This window comes from Rhodococcus sp. Leaf225 (assembly GCF_001426145.1).
Classification (GTDB): domain Bacteria; phylum Actinomycetota; class Actinomycetes; order Mycobacteriales; family Mycobacteriaceae; genus Rhodococcoides.
The window spans coordinates 269,548-290,760 of sequence record NZ_LMRN01000012.1; the positions used below are offsets into that span (position 1 = coordinate 269,548).

Consider the following 21,213-nt stretch of genomic DNA (forward strand, 5'->3'; position numbering starts at 1 on the left):
TCACCCTATGCGGAGCGGGTCGACCTGGATTCGCAGCGCCGACGCGGTCTTCTTCGCCCCCACCACGGCCCGTGCCTCACCGAGTGCGCGGGAGAGGGCGGCACCGGACGATCGCGGGACGCGGACCAGCATCCGCTCGACGGGCGCGGACGAGTCGGCGTCGATCTCGCTGCCGAACGGCAGCCGCTCGCCGGGTGGCAGGTCCACGGGTCCCAGCGTGACGGCGTCGTCCGGGAGCCGCGCCGAATCCAGCAGGGCGCGCAGCGATTCGGTGGTGCCGTCCACGGCGGCGATGTGCACCGCGGGTGGAAACCCGACCTCGGTGCGTTCGGAGAGTTCGGTGCGCGCGTGTCCGACGGGGTCCCACCGCACCAATGCCTGCACGGTGGGAAGTCCCGAATCGGCGACCACGACCACCTCACCGCCCTCGGCCGACGGGCGCACGAGGGTGGCGGCGGCCATCCAGCGGCGAAGGGTCTGCTCTGCGGCGCGCAGATCAGCTCGACCCAGCAGCGCCCACCCGTCCAGCAGCAGCGCGGCACCGTAGCCGCCGTCCGCGACGGGTTCGGCGCCCACGGTGGACACGACGATGGCCGGGCCGGCCGGCACCGTGTCGAGCACCGAGGTGCCGCCGGACTGTCGCACTGTGACGCCGCTGAACGCCCGGCCCAGCTCCTCGGCGGTCCGTCCTGCGCCGACCACGACGGCGCGCAGTGCTCGTGAACCGCACGTGGGGCACGAGTACGACGGGTCGGCGGTGCCGCACCACTTGCACGTGGGGCTGCCCGCGCCGTCGGCACCGGGCGCGGACGGCAGCGCCAGGGGTCCGTGGCACCGTCGGCACCGGGCGGGCGTCCTGCACTTGGAGCAGGCGAGGGAGGGCACGTACCCGCGCCGCGGGACCTGGACCAGCACGGGGTGCCCGGCGGTGAGCGACGCTCGGGCCGCCGCGAAGGCGATCGCCGGGAGTCGCGCAGCGCGCGCTCCGGGGTCGCGGGCGAGCGCGTGGTCGCTGTCCGCGAGAGCGGTGACTCGTGGAACGCGCCCGCGGACGGTGTCACGGGTGGCCACGAGATCGTGCGCCCACCCCGTCTCGACCAGAGCCTGTGCCTCCGCCGTCCGGGAGAAACCGCCCACCACCGCGGCGCACCCGGCTCGGTGTGCACGCAGCAACGCGACCTCGCGGGCGTGGGGGTACGGCGCACGCGGTTCCGACAACGAGTCGTCGCCGTCGTCCCAGACCACCATCAGTCCCGGGTCGTGCACCGGGGCGAAGACGGCGCTGCGCGTTCCGATCACGACGCGAGCGCGGCCACGAGCGGCGGCGAGCCACCGTCGGTAGCGTTCGGCGGGACCGAGCCCCGCGGCGAGCGCGACCACCGCGTCGACGTCGAGGACGGCTCGGCAGGCCGTGTCCACGCGATCGAGATCGCGCTGGTCCGGGACGACGAGAACGGCTCCCCGTCCCGACGACACGGCCACGGCTGCCAGGTCGGCGAGCCGGGCCGCCCAGTCCTCCCCCGGCAACGCCTGCCAGACCGCCCGCGGCGCCCGACCGCCGCCGAGCGCGTCGAGGAACTCGGCGCCGTGCCGGTACGCGGACCACTCGTCGCGGCGAAGGACGGGGATCGACTGCGCACCGGAGGCGAGAGATTCGTTCTCCACCCGCGCGTGTCGGGGTGGAACCGCGAGACGAAGAACGTCCGGACGGGTGCCGGCGTAGCGCGTGGCGACGGCGTCGACGAGACCGAGCAGTTCGGGGCCGAGCACCGGCTCGGCGGAGACCACCTTGTCGAGGAAGCCGAGCTTCCCCGGATGGTCGCTGGTGTCGAGGCGGGCGAGCAGGAACCCGTCGACCAGACGCCCGGCGAAGCGGACGCGCACACGCACACCGGGTTGCGCCACGGCATCGAGTTCGGCGGGGACGACGTAGTCGAAATCGCGATCGAGGTGGGACAACGCGAGCATGGGAAGCACGCGGGCAATGGGCCGGGTGGGGGCCGGTGAGCGCACACCGGATGCGGTGGCACTCACCGACCGACCCCTTTCAGACGATGATCACGAAGTGGAGCGAGACGTCACAGACCTGCGGCGGACCGCAATTTCTCGGCACGGTCGGTGTTCTCCCACGGCAGATCGATGTCCGTGCGGCCGAAGTGGCCGTACGCCGCGGTGGGCGCGTAGATCGGACGCAGCAGGTCCAGATCACGGATGATCGCGCCGGGACGCAGGTCGAACACGTCGGTGATGGCGGACTGGATCTTGAGCGGATCCACGTTCTCGGATCCGAATGTCTCGACGAAGAGACCGACGGGAGCGGCCTTGCCGATGGCGTAGGCGACCTGCACCTCGACTCGTTCTGCGAGGTCTGCGGCCACGACGTTCTTGGCCACCCACCGCATCGCGTACGCAGCGCTGCGGTCGACCTTCGACGGATCCTTGCCCGAGAACGCGCCGCCGCCGTGGCGGGCCCAGCCGCCGTAGGTGTCGACGATGATCTTGCGACCGGTCAGGCCGGCGTCGCCCATCGGCCCGCCGAGGACGAACTTGCCGGTGGGGTTGACGAGCAGGCGTACCGACGAGGTGTCGAGCGAGTCGTGCCCGAGCTCGGCCAGTACGGCCTCGAGGACATGGGTCCGGATGTCCGGGGTCAGCATGTTGTCGAGATCGATGTCGGCCGCGTGCTGGGTGGAGATGACCACGGTGTCGAGGCGAACGGCCTTGTTGCCCTCGTACTCGATGGTGACCTGGGTCTTGCCGTCGGGACGCAGGTACGGCAGCACCTCGGTCTTGCGCACCTCGGTGAGGCGACGCGACAGCCGGTGCGCCAGTGCGATCGGCAGCGGCATGAGCTCGGGCGTGTCCTTGATGGCGTAGCCGAACATCAGGCCCTGGTCGCCCGCACCCTGACGGTCGATCTCGTCGTCGGTCAGACCCTCGACGCGGGACTCGTGCGAGTTGTCGACGCCCTGGGCGATCTCGGGCGACTGCGCGCCGATGGCGACGTTGACCCCACAGGAGTTGCCGTCGAAACCCTTGGCCGACGAGTCGTAGCCGATCTCGAGCACCTTCTCGCGCACGATGTGTGGGATGTCGGCGTACGCGGTGGTGTTGACCTCACCGGCGACGTGAACCTGCCCGGTGGTCACCAGGGTCTCGACGGCGACGCGTGCGCGCGGATCGTCGGTCAGGAGCGCATCCAGGATGGAGTCGCTGATGGCGTCACAGATCTTGTCGGGATGACCCTCGGTGACGGACTCGCTGGTGAAGAGCCGACTGGCGGACGTGCTCACAGATGTTTCCTCTCGTACACGCATGAATGTGTCGACATGATCGAACCGCTCCCCGAGACGCCAGTCGACGATAGACGGAGCCACCGACGTCTCGAGTACTGCGGGTCACCGCGAGTCGTCGGCGCTCGTACACTCCTGCGACGTCGGTGACGGTTGACGCACGCGCAACAGGGGCACCAACGCATCGATCACACGAGACGACATGAGCGCCTTCGATCCGTGTTCGAGCGCCAGCTCGGTCCCGTCCGCGGACAGGATCCAGCCGTCGTTGTCGTCCATCTCGAATGCTTTACCCTCACCGACCGCATTCACAACCAGGAGATCGCACTTCTTGCGTGCCAGCTTGGCGCGGGCGTGCGTCAGCACGTCGCCGTGCTGGTCGCCGGTCTCGGCCGCGAAGCCGACGATCGCGGCGTCGGCGGCCAGGTCACCGGCATCGCGTGCCGCGACGAGGCCGGCCAGGATGTCGGCGTTGCGCGTGAGCGGGATGGTGTCCGGCTCGTCGGCACCCTTCTTGATCTTGCTGGTGGCGAGCGTCGTCGGCCGGAAATCGGCGACGGCGGCGGCCATGATCACGGCGTCGGCACCGACGGCGGCGGCCGTGACCGCGGTGCGCATGTCCTCGGCGGTGCGGACCGTCTCGACGCGGACACCGGCAGGAGCGGACAGGTCGCTGGTGTAGCCGGAGATCAGCAGCACGTCGGCACCGCGCTGGGCGGCGACCCGCGCGAGCGCATAACCCTGCTTGCCCGAGCTGCGGTTGCCGAGGAACCGTACCGGGTCCAACGGCTCGCGCGTGCCGCCGGCGGAGACCACGACGCGCCGCCCCTCGAGGTCACGAGGCAGCGCATCGGGTCGCTCGAGCAGCAGCTCGGCGATGCCGGCGATCTCGTCCGGCTCGGGCAGACGGCCCGCTCCGGTGTCCTTGCCGGTGAGCCGACCCGAGGCCGGCTCGATCACCGTGACACCGCGCCGGCGCAACGTCGCGACGTTCTCGACGGTCGCGGGGTGGTCCCACATCTCGGTGTGCATGGCCGGCGCGAACACGATCGGGCACCGCGCGGTGAGCAACGTCGCCGTCAACAGGTCGTCGGCGCGTCCGGCAGCGGCCCGCGACAGCAGGTCGGCCGTGGCCGGGGCGACGACGACGAGATCGGCGTTCTGGCCGAGGCGGACGTGCGGTACCTCCGGCACGTCGGCGAACACTCCGGTGTGCACCGGGTTGCCCGACAACGCCTCGAAGGTCGCCCGGCCGACGAACTGCAGCGCCGACTCGGTGGGGACGACGCGGACGTCGTCACCCGCCTCGGTGAAGTGGCGGATCAGCCCGCACGCCTTGTACGCGGCGATCCCTCCCCCGACACCGACCACGACGTGACGCCGTGTCGTCGTGTCCGAGGGAGACAGGGAACTCACTCGCCTTCGACGTGCTCGAGAAGGTCGGCGTGGATCTCGCGCATGGCGATGGACAGCGGCTTCTCCTGCAGACCCGGTTCGACGAGGGGGCCGACGTACTCGAGGATGCCGTCACCGAGCTGGTTGTAGTAGTCGTTGATCTGACGCGCGCGCTTGGCGGCGTAGATGACCAGCGCGTACTTCGACGACGTCCGGTCCAGCAGCTCGTCGATGGGCGGGTTGGTGATGCCCAGCGGGGTGTCGTACGTCGCCACGTCGATACGGGAGAAGGAATCGGACACGTTCGCCAAGGGACTACTCACAAATGCTCCTGAAGATTCACCGGGGCGGATGCCTCGGAAGAGAAAACTGGTGTTACCTGTGCGGTCACGCGGTCCCGAACTCACCGTTCGGGACGCCACCGACCAACAAGGATACCAACTCCGCGCACGCTCGGTCGACATCGTCGTTCACGATGACCGTGTCGAACTCGTCGGAGGCCGCCAGTTCCTCGCGCGCGGTCTCGAGCCGACGCTCGATGACGTCTTGCGGTTCGGTGCCGCGGCCGGTGAGCCGACCCACCAGCACGTCCCAGGAGGGCGGCGCGAGAAACACGAGCAGAGCCTCCGGGGCGGCGGCACGGACCGCGCGCGCACCCTGCAGATCCACCTCGAGGAGAACCGGCTCACCGGCGGCGAGCGCGCGACGCACGGGCTCGGCGGGCGTACCGCTGCGGTGCAGGCCGCGGTGGATCTCCGCCCATTCGAGGAGATCACCGGCCTCGATCATGCGATCGAACTCCGCGGCGTCCACGAACCGGTAGTCCTGTCCGTGCACCTCGCCGGGGCGGGGATCGCGCGTCGTCGCCGACACGCTGAAGTACAGATCGGGAAGCTGCTGACGCACCTTCGCGACCACACTGGACTTACCGACGGCGGAAGGGCCGGCCAGTACCACCAGCCGGCCCTTCCTGAGCGAGGAGTCCTCGCTCGACACTGCCGTCGACTCGTTGTCGGTCGACACGTCGCTGTCAGGCCTCGAAGTCGAACCTGGCGAGAAGCGCCTTGCGCTGACGATCGCCCAGTCCGCGCAGGCGGCGGGTGGGTGCGATCTCCAGCTCGGTCATGATCTCCTGAGCCTTGACCTTGCCGACCTTGGGCAGAGCCTCGAGCAGTGCGGACACCTTCATCTTGCCGAGGATCTCGTCCTCTTCGGCGTCCTTGAGGACCTGCTTGAGGTCGGTTCCGCCGCGCTTGAGGCGTTCCTTGAGCTCAGCCCGGACACGACGAGCTTGTGCCGCCTTCTCCAAGGCAGCAGCGCGCTGCTCATCGGTCAACTGGGGAAGGGCCACGGTTCCTCCGTCTCATCGGTGAATCTCTGTCGAGAAGTGCATTCCGTACTCGCGTCACGCGATGTGCGCGAGCCGGCCGTTCTGGTACATCCAGTCACTGCCACCGGATTGACCAGCGGCGATAGCGACCGTACCCGGGCAGGGCGCCGATTGCGAACTTGCCCCCCGCCGCCGTGTCGCCGCGATGGTGGTCTATGCGAGGGCGTGCTCGACGGTGTCGCGAGCGACGATCGCCGCCTCCCGTAGAGCGGCCACGTCCGGACCGTGTCGCAGGACGTCGCGGGAAGAGTTGGGCAGCAACAACTCTGACGAACCCTGGAACAGGGAGGGCAGGTCCTGCGCGGTGGCACCCTGGGCGCCGAGTCCGGGCGCGAGGATCGGCCCCGAGAACGTCCGCAGATCGAGCCCGTGTCCGCGTGTCGCACCCACCACGAGACCCATGACGTCGTCGTTCGCCCGCGTGTTGACCGCCGCGGCCTCGTCGACCACGGCCTGCGCGACGCTCGCACCGGTGGCGGTGACCGCCTGCTGCAGCGCCGCGCCCTCGGGATTCGACGTGCGTGCGAGCACGAACAGGCCGCAACCGTGCTCAGTCGCCTGCTCGACGAACGGCGTCAGCGCACCCACCCCGAGGTAGGGCGAGACCGTCACGGCGTCCGAGGCGAGTGGTGAGGACGGGTCCAGCCACGCCCGGGCGTACGCCTCCGACGTGGACCCGATGTCCCCACGCTTCGCGTCCGCGACGACGAGCACGCCCGCCGCACGCAGATCGGCGATGGTCCGCTCGAGCACGGCGAGTCCACCGGACCCGAAGCGCTCGAAGAACGCCACCTGCGGCTTGACCACCCCGATGTCCGACGCGAACGCCTCGACGCAGAGCCGCGCGAAGCGGTCGAGGCCCGCCACGGTGTCGTCGAGGCCCCACGACGCGAGGATCGCGGAGTGCGGATCGATGCCGACACACAGGCGTCCCCGCGACCGGACGGCCGCGGTCAGCTTCCTGCGCCACACCCCGGCCTCCGGACTACCGGTCACCGAGGGGTGACCGGGTCGGTCGTGGCCGTCGGCCCGGTGCCCGCTCGCAGGTACGTCGTCAGCGAGCTGTGCAGATCCTGGAGCGACTGCACCCCGATGTCGCCGCGGATGCTCGCCTCGATCCCCTGCACCGCGGCCGCGGCACCCTGCACGGTGGTGATGCACGGGATGTTGCGCGCCACCGCGGCGCTGCGGATCTCGTACCCGTCGACCCGCGGGCCGGAGTTTCCGAACGGTGTGTTGAACACCATGTCGACCTCCCCTTCGCGGATCAGGTCCACGATGGTCCGCTCACCGTCCTCGAGCACGTCGGAGTGCTTGCGCACCACGTCGCTGCTGATGCCGTTGCGGCGCAGCATCTCCGCCGTTCCCTCGGTCGCGAGGATGCGGAAGCCCAGATCGGCGAGCCGCTTGACCGGGAACACCATCGACCGCTTGTCGCGGTTCGCGATGGACACGAAGATCGACCCCGTCGTCGGCAGCGAGCCGTACGCGGCGGTCTGGCTCTTCGCGAACGCGGTACCGAAGTCCGCGTCGATTCCCATGACCTCGCCGGTCGACTTCATCTCGGGGCTCAGGAGGGTGTCGACGCCACTGCCGTCCGCCTTGCGGAACCGGTTGAAGGGCAGCACGGCCTCCTTGACCGCGACCGGTGCATCGAAGGCAGCGTGCCCGCCGTCACCGGTGGGCGGCAACACGCCGTCCGCCCGCAACTCCGCGATGGTCGCGCCCAGAGCGATCCGGGCCGCGGCCTTCGCGAGCGGCACCGCCGTGGCCTTGGAGACGAAGGGCACCGTGCGGCTCGCACGAGGGTTGGCCTCGAGCACGTAGAGCACGTCGTCCTTGAGGGCGTACTGCACGTTGAGCAGCCCGCGGACCCCGATCCCGAACGCGAGCGCCTCCGTCGATCGGCGGACCGCGTCGATGTCGGTGCGGCCGAGCGTGATCGGGGGCAGCGCGCACGCGGAGTCGCCGGAGTGGATGCCCGCCTCCTCGATGTGCTCCATGACGCCGCCGAGGTAGACCTCGGTGCCGTCGCACAGGGCGTCGACGTCGATCTCGATCGCGTCCTCGAGGAACCGGTCCACCAGCACGGGGTGCTCCGGCGTGAGCTCGGTGGCGCGGGAGATGTAGTCGTCCAGCGACGCCTCGTCGTAGACGATCTCCATGCCGCGTCCGCCCAGCACGTACGACGGACGCACGAGCACGGGGTAACCGATCTCGCTCGCGATGCGCTTCGCGCCGTCGAACGTAGTGGCCGTGCCGAACTTCGGCGCGGGCAGACCGGCGGCGACGAGCACCTCACCGAACTCCTTGCGGTCCTCCGCCAGGTCGATCGCCTCGGGCGACGTGCCGACGATCGGCACACCGGCGTCCTGCAGTCGCTGCGCGAGACCGAGCGGCGTCTGCCCACCGAGCTGGCAGAGGACACCGACGACACCTGGTCCACCTTCGCCCGACTCCTTCTCCGCCAGGTACACCTCGAGCACGTCCTCGAACGTGAGCGGCTCGAAGTACAGACGATCCGCCGTGTCGTAGTCGGTGGAGACGGTCTCGGGGTTGCAGTTCACCATCACGGTCTCGTAGCCGGCGGCCGAGAGCGTCGTGGCCGCGTGCACGCACGAGTAGTCGAACTCGATGCCCTGGCCGATGCGGTTGGGACCGGAGCCCAGGATGAGCACCTTGCCGAGCGTGGTCTGCGGGGCCACCTCGGTCTCCGCGCCGGGATCGAGCTCGTACGTGGAGTAGTGGTACGGCGTCTTCGCCTCGAACTCCGCGGCGCACGTGTCGACGGTCTTGAAGACGGGCCGCACTCCCAGCCGGTGGCGCAGCGAGCGCACCCCGTCCTCGCCCGCGAGCTCGGGACGCAGTGCCGCGATCTGCCGATCGGACAGGCCCGAGTGCTTGGCCCGACGCAGCAGGTTCTCGTCGAGGACGGGAGCGTCGAGCAGCCGGGTCCGCAGTTCCACCAGACCGGCGATCTCGTCGATGAACCACGGGTCGATACCGGACGCGGCGGCGACCTCCTCGACGGTGCCGCCGAGGCGCAGTGCCAACTCGGCGTCGTAGATGCGTCCCTCGGTGGGAACCTTCAGGTCGGCCAGCACCGCCTGCAGATCGTGCGCCCGGTCCCCCGCCAGCACCTCGTCCGACGTGGTCCAGAATCCGGTGGCCTTGGTCTCGAGCGACCGCAGCACCTTGCCGAGCGCCTCGGTGAAGTTGCGGCCCAGGCTCATCGCCTCGCCGACCGACTTCATCGTCGTCGTGAGGGTGGCGTCGGCGCCCGGGAACTTCTCGAACGCGAAGCGCGGCGCCTTGACGACGACGTAGTCCAACGTCGGCTCGAAACAGGCCGGTGTCTCGCCCGTGATGTCGTTGACGATCTCGTCGAGGCTGTACCCCACCGCGAGCTTCGCCGCGATCTTGGCGATCGGGAATCCCGTCGCCTTCGAGGCGAGTGCACTCGACCGCGAGACGCGCGGGTTCATCTCGATGACGATCAGACGACCGTCCTTCGGATCGATCGCGAACTGGATGTTGCATCCGCCCGTGTCGACGCCGACCTCGCGGAGGATGGCGATGCCCAGATCGCGCATCTTCTGGTACTCGCGGTCGGTGAGCGTCATCGCCGGAGCGACCGTCATGGAGTCGCCCGTGTGCACACCCATCGGGTCGACGTTCTCGATCGAACACACGATCACCACGTTGTCGCGGTTGTCGCGCATCAGCTCGAGCTCGTACTCCTTCCATCCGTAGATGGACTCCTCGATGAGCACGTTCGCAGACGGCGACGCGGCCAGTCCGCCGCCGGCGAGACGCTCGAGATCCTCGGTCGTGTACGCCATGCCGGAGCCGAGCCCGCCCATGGTGAAGCTGGGCCGGATGACGACGGGCAGGCCGAGTTCGGCAACGGTGTCGTGCACCTCGGCCATCGTGTAACAGACACGCGACCGGGCACTCTCGCCGCCGACCTTCGCGACGATGTCCTTGAACTTCTGGCGATCCTCACCGCGCTGGATCGCCTCGAAGTCGGCTCCGATGAGCTCGACGTCGTACTTCTCGAGGATCCCCTGCTCGTGTAGCGCCACCGCGCAGTTGAGCGCCGTCTGGCCGCCGAGGGTGGCGAGCACCGCATCGATGGGATGGCCCTCGGCCTTCTCCTTCGCGATGACTTTCTCGACGAACTCCGCCGTGATGGGTTCGACGTAGGTGGAGTCCGCGAACTCGGGGTCCGTCATGATCGTCGCCGGGTTCGAGTTCACGAGGCTGACCCGCAGGCCTTCCTCGCGGAGCACACGGCAGGCCTGCGTTCCGGAGTAGTCGAACTCGCATGCCTGACCGATGACGATCGGTCCGGATCCGATGACCAGGATGTGCTGGAGGTCTGTGCGCCGTGGCATTACTGGCCGGCTTTCTTGTCGAGGAGCTGCAGGAAACGGTCGAAGAGGTACTCGGCGTCGTGCGGACCGGCAGCGGCCTCGGGGTGGTACTGCACCGAGAACGCCGAGTCGTCGAGCAGGCGGACACCTTCGACGGTGCCGTCGTTCGCGCACGTGTGGCTGACGATCGCCCGGCCGAACGGGGTGTCGAACTCCTCGCCGGCCTCGCCCTCGAGCGCGAACCCGTGGTTCTGGGCCGTGATGGAGATGCGGCCCGTGCCGTGTTCGATCACCGGGATGTTCATGCCCCGGTGACCGAAGGTCATCTTGTAGGTGGAGCGGCCGAGTGCGCGGCCGAGGATCTGGTTGCCGAAGCAGATGCCGAACAGCGGGGTGCCGTCGCCGAGCACCTGCTCGGTCAGCCGCACCACCGAGTCTGCGGTGGCCGGGTCGCCCGGTCCGTTGGACAGGAACACGCCGTCCGCGCCGAGTGCCCGCACCTGGTCGATGTCGGCGTTCGCCGGGACCACGTGGACCCGGATTCCCCGCTGCGCGAACATGCGCGGCGTGTTCGACTTGATGCCGAGGTCGACCGCGACGACCGAGTACCGGGGCTCGCCCTCGGGGTCGACCGTGTAACCCTCGGTCGTGCTCACCTCGCCCGCCAGATCCGCACCCACCATGCTCGGCTGGCTGCGCACGGTCTCGATCAGCGCGTCGACGTCGGTGAGGGCCTCCCCGGAGAAGATGCCGGCCTTCATCGACCCGCGGGTGCGCAGGTGCCGCACCAGCGCGCGGGTGTCGATCTCGGCGATGCCGACGACGTCCTGCCGCGCCATCTCCTCACCCAGGGTGCCGGTCGAGCGCCAGCTCGAGCTGCGGCGGCTGGGGTCGCGGACGGCGAACCCGGCGACCCACATACGGGAGTCGTCGGCGTCGCCGGTGCGTCCGACGGACTCGTTGTCCTCACCGTTCCAGCCGGTGTTGCCGATCTGAGGGGCCGTGGCCACCACGATCTGGCGGTGGTAGCTCGGATCGGTCAGCGTCTCCTGGTAGCCGGTCATGCCGGTGCAGAACACCGCCTCGCCCAGGGTCGAACCCCGGGCTCCGAACGCGGTGCCACGGAAGATGCGCCCGTCCTCGAGGACCAGTGCCGCGGCGTCCTGGGTGCTCACGCGGTCTCCTTCTCGTCACTGCTCGTGTCGTCCACCCACTGCGGGTAGACCGTCTTGTCGTCGGCTCGGAAGCCGGTGTCGATCTCGGTGCCGGTGGGCAGTTCCCAGCGGACGACCAACAGGCCGTCCCTGGTCATGACCTTGCCGGCGAGGCCACGCTCGGTCCGCACGGCGCGGAGCGAGTCGGCGGGCATCCAGATGTCGGACTCCCCCGTGCGCTCGAGCAGGATGCCCGTCTCGTAGCGCGTCAGCGTTCCGGTGGCGCGATGGCCCATGTCGCCCACGGCGATCCGGTTCTGCCAGCTCGGGGCCAACGTCGATCCCACGTACAGACCTGTGCAGGCCGGGGTGACGACGGCGCCGAGCTGCTCCGGCACGGCCGGGAGGGTTCCGATCGCGTCGGCCTGACGCTTCTGACGGTTCTTCCAGCCCCAGATGATCAGGCCGATCATGGCGACCCAGAACACGAGGAAGCCGACCACCAACAGCACTCTGTCCATCTAGTTCATCCCTCCCGATGGCGCGGCCGCGACTCCGTCGCGGCTGGTGATCCGTCCGCGCAGCACCGTCGCGGTGACCTTCGCGGGCAGCTCGAGCGACTCGTACGGGGTGTTGGCGGACAGCGAGGCCAGATCCCTCGGGACGACGGTCCACCGGACGTCCGGGTCGACGATCGTCAGGTTGGCGGGCTCTCCGACCGCGATGGGCCGACCCTGGTCGGTGAGCCCGACGATCTCCGCCGGTCGCTCGCTCATGACCCGTGCGACGCCGCGCCAGTCGAGCAGACCGGTCTCCACCATGGTCGTGACGATCACCGACAGGGCGGTCTCGAGACCGAGCATGCCGGGCCGGGCCTGCGAGAACTCGCAGCACTTGTCCTGCTCGGCGTGCGGCGCGTGATCGGTGGCCACGCAGTCCACGACACCCGAGGCCAACGCCGCGCGGAGTGCCTGGACGTCGGAGGCCTCCCGCAGCGGCGGGTTCACCTTGTTCACGGCGTCGTAGGTCTCGAGACGCGAGTCGTCCAGGAACAGATGGTGCGGTGTCACCTCGGCCGTGATGGCGATGCCCTGCTTCTTCGCCCAGTCGAGGAGCTCCACGGTGCCGGCGGTGGAGGCGTGGCAGATGTGGACGCGGCTGCGCGCGTCCCGCGCGAGGATCGCGTCGCGGGCGACGATGGACTCCTCCGCGGACCGCGGCCATCCGGTGAGACCCAAGCGCGCCGCGGTCGGACCCTCGTGGGCGACGGCACCTTCGGTGAGCCGCGGCTCCTCGGCGTGCTGCGCGATGAGCACTCCCAGGCCGGCCGCGTACTCGAGGGCACGGCGCATCAGCAGTGGGTCGGCGACGCAGTGACCGTCGTCCGAGAACATCCGGACCGCACCGACACCCGCGTTCATGGTGGCCATCTCCGCCAGGGCCTTGCCCTGCAGGCCCACGGTGACGGCGCCGACGGGGTGGACGTCGACCAGCCCGACCTCCTGGCCGCGACGCCACACATGGTCGGTGACCACCACGGAGTCCGCGACCGGAGAGGTGTTCGCCATCGCGAAGACGGCGGTGTATCCGCCGAGAGCTGCTGCGGCGGAACCCGTCTCGATGGTCTCGGTGTCCTCGCGGCCCGGCTCCCGGACATGGGTGTGCAGATCGACGAAGCCGGGCAACAGAACGCCACCGGCCCCGTCCACGATCTCGGCACCCTCGGGAACGGTGACGTCCGCGCCGATCGCGTCGATGACGCCGCCCGACACCACCACGTCCACGGGATCACCCTCGCCGTAGGGGCGCACCGAGCGCAGCACCACGGTCCCGCTCATCGCGCGAGTCCCGGGGTCGGCTCGGACCCGATGAGCAGGCGGAACAGCACTGCCATACGCACGTGCACTCCATTCTGGACTTGTTGCAGGACGGCGGTCTCGGGTGCGTCGGCGACCGAGAAGCCGATCTCCATGCCGCGGAGCATCGGACCGGGGTGCAGCACCACCGCGTGGTCGGGAAGCAGATCGAACCGCTTCTGCGACAACCCGTATCCGATGGAGTACTCCCGCGCCGACGGGAAGAAGCCACCGTTCATGCGTTCGGCCTGGACGCGCAGCATCATGACGGCGTCGAGCGCCGGCAGTTCGGAGTCGAGCGACGGTGCCACGGTGACGGGCCAGGTCTCGATGCCGACCGGCAGCAGAGTGCGCGGCGCGACGACCACCACCTCGGCACCGAGCGTGGCCAGCAGGAACGCGTTGGACCGGGCGACGCGGCTGTGCAGGACGTCACCGACGATGGCGATGCGGCGGCCCTCGATTCCGCCGAGACGCTGGCGCAGCGTCAGCGCGTCGAGCAGCGCCTGGGTGGGATGCTCGTGCGTGCCGTCCCCGGCGTTGATCACGGCCGGACCCGAGCCGTCGGACAGGGCCGTCCACTGGGCGATGCGGTGCGCCGCACCGGACGCGGGGTGCCGCACGATCAGGGCGTCCGCGCCGGCCGCTCGCAGCGTGAGGGCGGTGTCGCGCAGCGACTCACCCTTCGACGCGGAGGAACTGCTCGCGCTGACGTTGACGACGTCCGCGCTCATCCACTTGCCCGCGACCTCGAACGACACTCGGGTGCGCGTCGAGTTCTCGTAGAAGACGGTCATGACCGTCTTGCCGCGCAGGGTGGGGAGTTTGCGCACGTCGCGGCCGAGCAGCGCCTGCTCGAAGCGCTCCGCCTCATCCAGGATGTCGGTGGCGTCGTCGCGGCTCAGGTCCATCGTCGACAGCAGGTGCCGGGCACTCACGAGAGCTCCACCCCGTCTCGACCGTCGTGCTCGTCGAGCAGCACCGAGACGTCCTCGGTGCGCGCGGTCGGCACGTTCTTGCCCACGTAGTCCGCGCGGAGCGGGAGTTCGCGGTGGCCGCGGTCGATGAGCACCGCGAGCTGCACGGCCCGCGGACGCCCGAGATCGCGGAGAGCGTCGAGCGCGGCGCGCACCGATCGGCCGGAGAACAGCACGTCGTCGACGATCACGACGAGAGCGCCGTCCACACCGGTGTCGGGCATCGAGGTGCGCTCGAGCGCGCGATGGGGCTTGCTGCGCAGATCGTCGCGGTAGAGCGTGATGTCGAGAGAACCGACCGGCGGGCGGAGTCCGGAGTACTCCTCGATCCGGTCCGCGAGGCGCGTGGCGAGAGTGGAACCGCGAGTGGGGATACCCACGAGAACCAGCGGAGCGGCGTCGGCCGAGCCGAATGCGGTCTTCTCGATGATCTGGTGGGCCATCCGGGCGATGGTGCGGCCGACGTCCGCCGACGACAACAGCTCGCGGGACTGGCCTGCTGGACCGGGGGTACCGGGCTCGTCTGAGGACACGAGAACAGGTGACCTCCTTCTCCGCCTCACTGGACGGATCGTTAAAGGATGTCTGACGCGGTGACTATACCAACCACGCCGGGCTCGAACTCAGCTCGAGGCGGGCGGTACGGCGTCGTCGGCGGTGTTCTCCGTCACGGGCCGGCTCTGCGCCGCCGGACGCGCCGCCGCGGCGGCGCGCACCTGGGGTGCGACGAGCACGATCTGGCCCAGCACCCCGTTGACGAAGGACGGCGAGTCGTCGGTGGAGAGTTGCTTGGCCAGCTCGACCGCCTCGTCGACGGCCACCACCGGCGGGACGTCGACCGCGTTGAGCAGTTCCCAGACCGCGACGCGCAGGATCGCGCGGTCGACGGCGGGGAGACGATCGAGAGTCCACTGGTGCAGGTGATCCCCGATGACCGAGTCGACGCGGTCGAGGTTCTCGGCCACTCCGGTCACGAGAGTCGTGGTGTACGCGTTGACCGGCGCCACCGTCTCCTCGTGAGCGGACAGCTCGCCGCGCTCGGTCGCGAGCACCACGGGATCGAGATCCCGAGCCTCGGCCTCGAAGAGGAAGTCGACGGCGCGCTTACGCGCCTTGTGCCGTGCTCCGAGCTTCTTCGCCGCCGGCTTGCCCGGTGCGGCAGGGTTCTTGGAAGGCTCGCTCACTCAGGAATTCACGCGCCCGAGGTAGTTGCCGTCGCGGGAGTCCACCTTGAGCTTGTCGCCGGTGTTGATGAAGAGCGGCACGTTGATCTCGGCACCCGTCTCGAGGGTCGCCGGCTTGGTGCCACCGGTGGAGCGGTCGCCCTGCAGACCCGGATCGGTGTGCTGGACGATCAGCTCGACCGTGACCGGCAACTCGACGTACAGCGGCAGACCCTCGTGCATCGCCACCTGGACCTTCATGTTCTCGAGCAGGAAGCGCGAGACCTCGCCGATGGTCGCCTCGGCGACGGAGATCTGGTCGAAGGTGTCGCCGTCCATGAAGACGTAGTCCGAACCGTCGTGGTAGAGGTACGTCATATCGCGTCGGTCGACCGTCGCGGTCTCGACCTTGACGCCCGCGTTGAAGGTCTTGTCGACGACCTTGCCCGACGTGACGTTCTTGAGCTTGGTGCGCACGAAGGCCGGTCCCTTACCAGGCTTGACGTGCTGGAACTCGATGATGGACCACAACTGGTTCTCGATGTTGAGAACGAGTCCGTTCTTGAAATCACTGGTGGAAGCCACTTGCTTCGCGTCTCCTCGTCGACTGTCGTCTCGGTCTCTCGGTACCCGGACGCCGCGCACGGCCTCCGGGCCTGACAAGCACTGGTCGGCAGGCCCTCGCCTACAGAACGGTGAACTCTTTGCTGGTGAGCGTCAGCAGTTCCGGCTCGTTCTCTCGAACGATGAGCGTGTCCTCGATCCGTACGCCTCCGCGACCGGAGAAGTACACGCCGGGCTCGACTGTCACCGCAGCACCGCAGAGCAGTGTACCGGTGCCGGTGGCACCGATTCCCGGCGCTTCGTGGATCTCGAGTCCCACGCCGTGGCCGAGTCCGTGCAGGAACTTGTCCCCGTGCCCCGCGTCCACGATGACCGAGCGAGCCGCTCCGTCCACCGCCTGCACGTCGGCGCCGGGGAGGACGGCGGCGCGTCCGGCGGCCTGCGACTGTTCGACGAGGGCGTACAGCTCGCGCTGCCAGTCCGCGGGGGTGCCCAGCACGTAGGTACGCGTCATGTCGGAGTGGTACCCGTCCACCTCCGCGCCGAAGTCCAGCTTCACCAGGTCACCCTGCTCGAGCACCGCACCGGTGGGGCGGTGGTGCGGCACCGCCGAGTGTGCGCCCGCGGCCACGATGGTCTCGAACGAGATGGCGTGCGCTCCCAGCTCGAGCATGAGGAACTCCAGATCGATCGCGACCTGCTTCTCGGTCCGGCCCGCGCTGATGCCACCCCGCTCGATCAACGCGGCCAGCGCGGCGTCGGCGACACCGCAGGCGCGTCGCAGCGCGTCGATCTCGCTCTCGTCCTTGATCATCCGCAGCTTCTCCACCAGTCGCGGCATGCGCTGGAGCGAGAGCGAGGACGCGGCGTCGGACCATGCCTGATGCTCGTCGACGGACACGACGTGCGATTCGAATCCGACGGTCTGCCCGCCCCGCGCACCGCCGGCGTCCTGCAGCAGGCGAACAGGGCCCGCGCGGTCGATCACCGCCGCGAGGTCGGGCACCTGCTCGCCCACCTGCGTCACGTACCGACCGTCGGTGCACACCACGGTGCCGGACTCGTCGGAGGCGGAGTCGTGCGCACTCAGCAGCAGCGCGGCATTGGAACCGGTGAACCCCGTGAGGTACCGGACGTTGAGCAGATCGGTCACCAGGAGCGCGTCGGCCTCCCGGTCGCGGACGAGTTCTCGGAGGGCGTCGCGCCGTGCGGCGCGGTCGGAGGACGGCATCTCTCGAACCTACCGCCGCCGTCACCGACGGCCGGCGACACCGGTCCGCCCGACGACACCGCACCCGGATATGTGGGCAGAAGCACACGTGGCCGACCGTGGTGATTACTGTGTGCAGCATGACTGGGTGGGTGGTTCGCGGTGTGGGGATGGCGCTGGTTCATGTGGTGGCACGAGTGCTGCTCGCGCTGGCGGTCTCCGCCTGGCCCGCGCAAGGGTCCGTGTTGCGCATGATCACGCTGGCCGCCGTCGTTCTCGTGGCCGTCGTGTGGGGCGGAATCGACGGGATCAACGCGCACCGCCGCGGTGACCACGGCGAGGGCCGGACCGATTTCACGATGCTGTGGCTGAAGGCGTCGGTCGTGGCCGGTGTTCTCGCCGGGCTCGTCTGCTGGGTGTTCTCGGCGGTGGCGAACCTCGCGGTGAGCAGCAACTCCCTCTTCTTCGAGGTCACCTCCGGCGCGGCGTTCACGATTCTGCTCGTCTTCATCCCCACGGTCATCGCCGTCACGGTGGGCCGCTGGCTGGCCGGACGCGGCGACGACAAGCAGGAGGACCTGCGGCCGGGCAAGAAGGAGGACGCGACCGAGCGCGACCGCGTCACCTTCGGAGCACCCGCACGAGGCGAGTCGGACGCCGACACCGAGGTCTTCGCGCCGGTCCGGGACTCCGATCGGCGCCCGAACCTCGCGAAGGGCGACCGCTCCTCCTGACCGACCCCGTCGTCAGAGGAAGATCGACGACCCCGTCGTCGGCTCCTCACGCGCCACTGCGGAGTACGCGGCGGCCAGGAGCGCCGGATCCGGTCCCTCGAGGCGGCCCGGCTTGGCCAGTCCGTCCAGCACGACGAAGCGCAGCAGCCCGTTGCGGTTCTTCTTGTCCGTCTGCATGCCCGACAGCAGATGGGCGAACGCGTCCGCGTCGTAACTGACGGGCAGTCCCACCGCCTGCAGGATGCTGCGGTGCCGGTCGGCGACATCGTCCGACAGTCGCCCCGCGAGACGTCCGAGCTCGGCGGCGAACACCAGACCCACGGAGACCGCGGCGCCGTGGCGCCACTTGTACTTCTCGCGGCGCTCGATCGCGTGTCCCAGGGTGTGGCCGTAGTTCAGGATCTCGCGAAGATCGGACTCCCGGAGATCGGCCGCGACGACCCGAGCCTTCACCTCGATGGAGCGCCGGATCAGCTCGGGCAACACCTCGCCCGTCGGGTCCAGCGCGGCAGCGGGATCCGCCTCGATGAGGTCGAGAATCACCGGGTCGGCGATGAATCCGGTCTTGATCACCTCCGCGAGCCCGGCCACGATCTCGTTGTGCGGCACCGTCTCGAGGGTCGCCAGGTCCACCAGGACGGCCGCAGGCTCGTGGAAGGCACCGACGAGGTTCTTCCCGGCGTCGGTGTTGATGCCGGTCTTGCCTCCCACGGCCGCGTCGACCATGGCGAGCAGCGTGGTGGGCACGTGCACGATGCGGACGCCGCGCATCCAGGTGGCCGCGACGAAGCCGGCGAGATCGGTGGCCGCGCCGCCGCCCAGGCTGACCACGGCGTCGCTCCGCGTCAGACCGATGCGGCCGAGCACCTCCCAACAGAAGCCGGCGACGGCCAGTTCCTTGCCGTCCTCGGCATCGGGGATCTCGATGCGGTGTGCGTCGATCCCGTTGTCCGCCAGTGCTGCTCGGACGGCCTCGGCGGTCTCGGCGAGCGGAGGCTGATGGAAGATCGCGACGGTGCGCGTGCCCGCGAGCTGCTCCACCAGGTCGGTGAGCAGACCGCGACCGATGATCACGGGGTACGGATTCGCCGTCCGGACGTCGATACGAACAGGTTCTGTCACGAGAGCGTCTCCTGTGCTGGGGGTGGATCCTGCGGTGGTCGGGTACGGCCGGTCCGTGGTGCCGACTGCCGCGGCAACGGTCCCGGATCGGTGGGGATCGGACGTCCGCCCTTGCGCCGGATCCGGCGCCGCGGCGAGGTCCGCTGCGGTGGTGCGGCCGGCGCGGGGACGCGGTCGGCGGGGGCGACGCCGAGACGGCCGAGCACAGCGGTGACGACGCGAGCGGGGCTGCGGCCGTCCGTGCGGACACGGATGGTGGACACCTCGCGGTACAGGGGTCGCCGAGTACGCATCAGTTCGCGGTACTTCGCCCGTGGGTCCGAGCCGGCCAAGAGGGGTCGTGAAGCGTTGGCACTGGTCGCACCGGTGCGCCGGAGGCCCTCGCCGACACTGATCTCGAGGTAGACGACGGTGTGACCGCGGAGCGCCGCACGAGTGCGCGAGGACAGGATCGCCCCACCGCCCAGGGACACGATGCCCGGATACGTGCGCAGCGCATCGAGCACGATGCGCTCCTCGATGGCACGGAACTCCGCCTCACCGCTCTCGGCGAAGATCTGCGGGATGGTGCGGCCGGTGTCCTTCTCGATGGCCACGTCCGTGTCGTACACCTGCGTGCCCAGGGCCTGAGCCAGCCGTCGGCCGATGGTGGACTTCCCGGCGCCGGGTGGCCCGATCAGCACCGCGCGCGGCGGACCGGAAACCTCCCCGGCCTGCCCGGCATCCTGCGACCGGCCTCCGGCCTGCCCGGCATCCTGCGACCGGCCTCCGGCCTGCCCGGTCATCGCGGCGGACGGGCTTGCGCGTTCTCCACGTAGCGGCGCACGTTGCCGGCGGTCTCGGCGACGGAGTCGCCTCCGAACTTCTCCAGCGTGGCGCGGGCGAGCACCAGAGCCACCATGGTCTCCGCGACGACCCCCGCGGCCGGCACGGCGCAGACGTCGCTGCGCTGGTGGATGGCCACCGCACCCTCGCCGGTGGACATGTCCACCGTCGCCAGGGCACGCGGAACCGTGGAGATGGGCTTCATGGCCGCGCGCACCCGCAGCGGGGCGCCGTTGGTCATGCCGCCCTCGATGCCGCCGGCGCGGTTGGTGGTGCGGACGATCCCGTCCGGGCCGGGGAGGATCTCGTCGTGGGCGGCGCTGCCGCGGCGGCGTGCGGTCTCGAACCCGTCGCCGACCTCGACACCCTTGATGGCCTGGATGCCCATGAGTGCCGCGGCGAGCTGCGCGTCGAGCTTACTGTCGCCGGTGACGAACGAGCCGAGTCCCACGGGAAGGCCGTGGACGACCACCTCGACGATGCCGCCGAGGGTGTCCCCGTCGCGCTTGGCCGCTTCGATCTCGGTGATCATGGACTGCTCGGCCACGGCGTCGAACGCCCGCACGGGGCTGGCGTCGATCGCCTCGATGTCTCCCGCCGACGGCTCCGGGCCCTCGTACGGGTCGGACGCGCCGATCGAGATGACGTGCGACAGGACGTCGACGCCGAGGACCTGTTTCAGGAACTGTCGCGCGACGGTGCCGACCGCGACGCGGGCGGCGGTCTCCCGTGCGCTGGCGCGTTCGAGCACGGGCCGGGCGTCGTCGAAGCCGTACTTGAGCATGCCCGAGTAGTCGGCGTGGCCGGGGCGCGGACGGGTCAGGGGCGCATTGCGCGCGAGGTCGGCGAGCACGGCGGGATCGACCGGGTCGGCCGCCATGACGGTCTCCCACTTCGGCCACTCCGTGTTGCCGATCTCGATGGCGACGGGACCGCCGAGCGTCGAGCCGTGCCGGACACCGCCGATGACGGTGACCTTGTCGGCCTCGAACTTCATGCGGGCGCCGCGGCCGTAGCCCAGGCGTCGTCGGGCGAGCTGAGCTCCGATGTCCTCGGAGGTCACCTCGACTCCGGCCACCATGCCCTCGAGAATGGAAACCAGGGCAGGGCCGTGAGATTCTCCGGCAGTGATCCATCGCAACACGGATCGATCT

The 21,213-nt window shown here is 69.7% G+C and carries 20 protein-coding genes; 1 reads left to right on the forward strand and 19 read right to left on the reverse strand.

Annotation, left to right across the window (positions count from 1 at the left end):
- From ASG69_RS10945 to ASG69_RS11020, 16 genes are all read right to left on the reverse strand, one after another.
- A complete protein-coding gene (locus tag ASG69_RS10945; RefSeq protein ID WP_200933811.1) occupies positions 1 to 1,968 on the reverse strand; it encodes a primosomal protein N' in 1,968 nt (655 codons plus the stop codon).
- 110 nt (positions 1,969 to 2,078) lie between these two features.
- Positions 2,079 to 3,293 carry a methionine adenosyltransferase gene (gene metK / locus ASG69_RS10950; protein ID WP_027505264.1) on the reverse strand — a complete coding sequence of 405 codons (1,215 nt, stop codon included), beginning with the start codon at positions 3,291 to 3,293 and terminating at the stop codon, positions 2,079 to 2,081.
- A 105-nt stretch (positions 3,294 to 3,398) separates the two neighbouring features.
- Positions 3,399 to 4,709 carry a bifunctional phosphopantothenoylcysteine decarboxylase/phosphopantothenate--cysteine ligase CoaBC gene (gene coaBC / locus ASG69_RS10955; RefSeq protein WP_056444715.1) on the reverse strand — a complete coding sequence of 437 codons (1,311 nt, stop codon included), beginning with the start codon at positions 4,707 to 4,709 and terminating at the stop codon, positions 3,399 to 3,401.
- Positions 4,706 to 5,011, reverse strand: a complete 306-nt coding sequence (gene rpoZ / locus ASG69_RS10960) for a DNA-directed RNA polymerase subunit omega (RefSeq protein ID WP_027505263.1) — start codon at positions 5,009 to 5,011, stop codon at positions 4,706 to 4,708. Before rpoZ ends, coaBC begins: the two co-directional genes overlap by 4 nt.
- 64 nt (positions 5,012 to 5,075) lie before the next feature.
- Positions 5,076 to 5,645 (reverse strand): guanylate kinase, encoded by a 570-nt coding sequence (gene gmk / locus ASG69_RS10965; RefSeq protein WP_056445214.1) that lies wholly within the window; start codon positions 5,643 to 5,645, stop codon positions 5,076 to 5,078.
- 73 nt (positions 5,646 to 5,718) lie between these two features.
- Entirely contained in the window at positions 5,719 to 6,039 is a 321-nt protein-coding gene (gene mihF, locus ASG69_RS10970; RefSeq protein WP_027505261.1) for an integration host factor, actinobacterial type, read from the reverse strand.
- A 192-nt stretch (positions 6,040 to 6,231) separates the two neighbouring features.
- A complete protein-coding gene (pyrF, locus tag ASG69_RS10975) occupies positions 6,232 to 7,074 on the reverse strand; it encodes an orotidine-5'-phosphate decarboxylase (RefSeq protein ID WP_235578923.1) in 843 nt (280 codons plus the stop codon).
- On the reverse strand, positions 7,071 to 10,475 hold the full coding sequence (carB, locus tag ASG69_RS10980) for a carbamoyl-phosphate synthase large subunit (RefSeq protein WP_051613218.1): 3,405 nt from the start codon (positions 10,473 to 10,475) through the stop codon (positions 7,071 to 7,073). Before carB ends, pyrF begins: the two co-directional genes overlap by 4 nt.
- Positions 10,475 to 11,629, reverse strand: coding sequence for a glutamine-hydrolyzing carbamoyl-phosphate synthase small subunit (carA, locus tag ASG69_RS10985; protein WP_027505259.1), 1,155 nt, complete (start codon positions 11,627 to 11,629; stop codon positions 10,475 to 10,477). Before carA ends, carB begins: the two co-directional genes overlap by 1 nt.
- Positions 11,626 to 12,129: a PH-like domain-containing protein gene (locus ASG69_RS10990; protein WP_027505258.1), complete on the reverse strand. Its 504-nt coding sequence runs from the start codon at positions 12,127 to 12,129 to the stop codon at positions 11,626 to 11,628. Before ASG69_RS10990 ends, carA begins: the two co-directional genes overlap by 4 nt.
- Entirely contained in the window at positions 12,130 to 13,446 is a 1,317-nt protein-coding gene (locus ASG69_RS10995) for a dihydroorotase (protein ID WP_056444718.1), read from the reverse strand.
- Positions 13,443 to 14,402 (reverse strand): aspartate carbamoyltransferase catalytic subunit, encoded by a 960-nt coding sequence (locus ASG69_RS11000; protein ID WP_268788559.1) that lies wholly within the window; start codon positions 14,400 to 14,402, stop codon positions 13,443 to 13,445. Before ASG69_RS11000 ends, ASG69_RS10995 begins: the two co-directional genes overlap by 4 nt.
- Positions 14,399 to 14,974, reverse strand: coding sequence for a bifunctional pyr operon transcriptional regulator/uracil phosphoribosyltransferase PyrR (gene pyrR / locus ASG69_RS11005; RefSeq protein WP_056444721.1), 576 nt, complete (start codon positions 14,972 to 14,974; stop codon positions 14,399 to 14,401). The genes ASG69_RS11000 and pyrR overlap by 4 nt, the downstream gene beginning before the upstream one ends.
- Before the next feature lie 90 nt (positions 14,975 to 15,064).
- The gene (gene nusB, locus ASG69_RS11010) at positions 15,065 to 15,625 is read right to left on the reverse strand and encodes a transcription antitermination factor NusB (protein ID WP_051613217.1); all 561 of its coding nucleotides are present in this window, start codon (positions 15,623 to 15,625) and stop codon (positions 15,065 to 15,067) included.
- On the reverse strand, positions 15,626 to 16,189 hold the full coding sequence (gene efp, locus ASG69_RS11015) for an elongation factor P (RefSeq protein WP_027505254.1): 564 nt from the start codon (positions 16,187 to 16,189) through the stop codon (positions 15,626 to 15,628).
- A gap of 100 nt (positions 16,190 to 16,289) precedes the next feature.
- On the reverse strand, positions 16,290 to 17,399 hold the full coding sequence (locus tag ASG69_RS11020) for a M24 family metallopeptidase (protein ID WP_056444724.1): 1,110 nt from the start codon (positions 17,397 to 17,399) through the stop codon (positions 16,290 to 16,292).
- A 119-nt stretch (positions 17,400 to 17,518) separates the two neighbouring features.
- Here ASG69_RS11020 and ASG69_RS11025 point away from each other — a divergent pair, with 119 nt between their 5' ends.
- The gene (locus ASG69_RS11025; protein WP_056444727.1) at positions 17,519 to 18,112 is read left to right on the forward strand and encodes a B-4DMT family transporter; all 594 of its coding nucleotides are present in this window, start codon (positions 17,519 to 17,521) and stop codon (positions 18,110 to 18,112) included.
- Between the two features lie 12 nt (positions 18,113 to 18,124).
- Here the strand turns inward: ASG69_RS11025 and aroB are convergent, their stop codons facing one another.
- The 3 genes from aroB to aroC all read right to left on the reverse strand — a co-directional run bounded on the left by aroB (position 18,125) and on the right by aroC (position 21,203).
- Positions 18,125 to 19,234: a 3-dehydroquinate synthase gene (gene aroB, locus ASG69_RS11030; protein ID WP_027505251.1), complete on the reverse strand. Its 1,110-nt coding sequence runs from the start codon at positions 19,232 to 19,234 to the stop codon at positions 18,125 to 18,127.
- On the reverse strand, positions 19,231 to 19,917 hold the full coding sequence (locus ASG69_RS22135) for a shikimate kinase (RefSeq protein WP_235578935.1): 687 nt from the start codon (positions 19,915 to 19,917) through the stop codon (positions 19,231 to 19,233). The genes aroB and ASG69_RS22135 overlap by 4 nt, the downstream gene beginning before the upstream one ends.
- A 98-nt stretch (positions 19,918 to 20,015) precedes the next feature.
- A complete protein-coding gene (gene aroC, locus ASG69_RS11040; RefSeq protein ID WP_027505250.1) occupies positions 20,016 to 21,203 on the reverse strand; it encodes a chorismate synthase in 1,188 nt (395 codons plus the stop codon).
- Positions 21,204 to 21,213: the final 10 nt, after the last annotated feature.

Coding starts and splice junctions, on each gene's coding strand:
- ASG69_RS10945 (WP_200933811.1), bottom strand. CDS start 1,968: ATGCTCGCGTTGTCCCACCTCGATCGCGATTTCGACTACGTCGTCCCC.
- carB (WP_051613218.1), bottom strand. CDS start 10,475: ATGCCACGGCGCACAGACCTCCAGCACATCCTGGTCATCGGATCCGGA.
- ASG69_RS10990 (WP_027505258.1), bottom strand. CDS start 12,129: ATGGACAGAGTGCTGTTGGTGGTCGGCTTCCTCGTGTTCTGGGTCGCC.
- ASG69_RS10995 (WP_056444718.1), bottom strand. CDS start 13,446: ATGAGCGGGACCGTGGTGCTGCGCTCGGTGCGCCCCTACGGCGAGGGT.
- ASG69_RS11020 (WP_056444724.1), bottom strand. CDS start 17,399: ATGCCGTCCTCCGACCGCGCCGCACGGCGCGACGCCCTCCGAGAACTC.
- ASG69_RS11025 (WP_056444727.1), top strand. CDS start 17,519: ATGACTGGGTGGGTGGTTCGCGGTGTGGGGATGGCGCTGGTTCATGTG.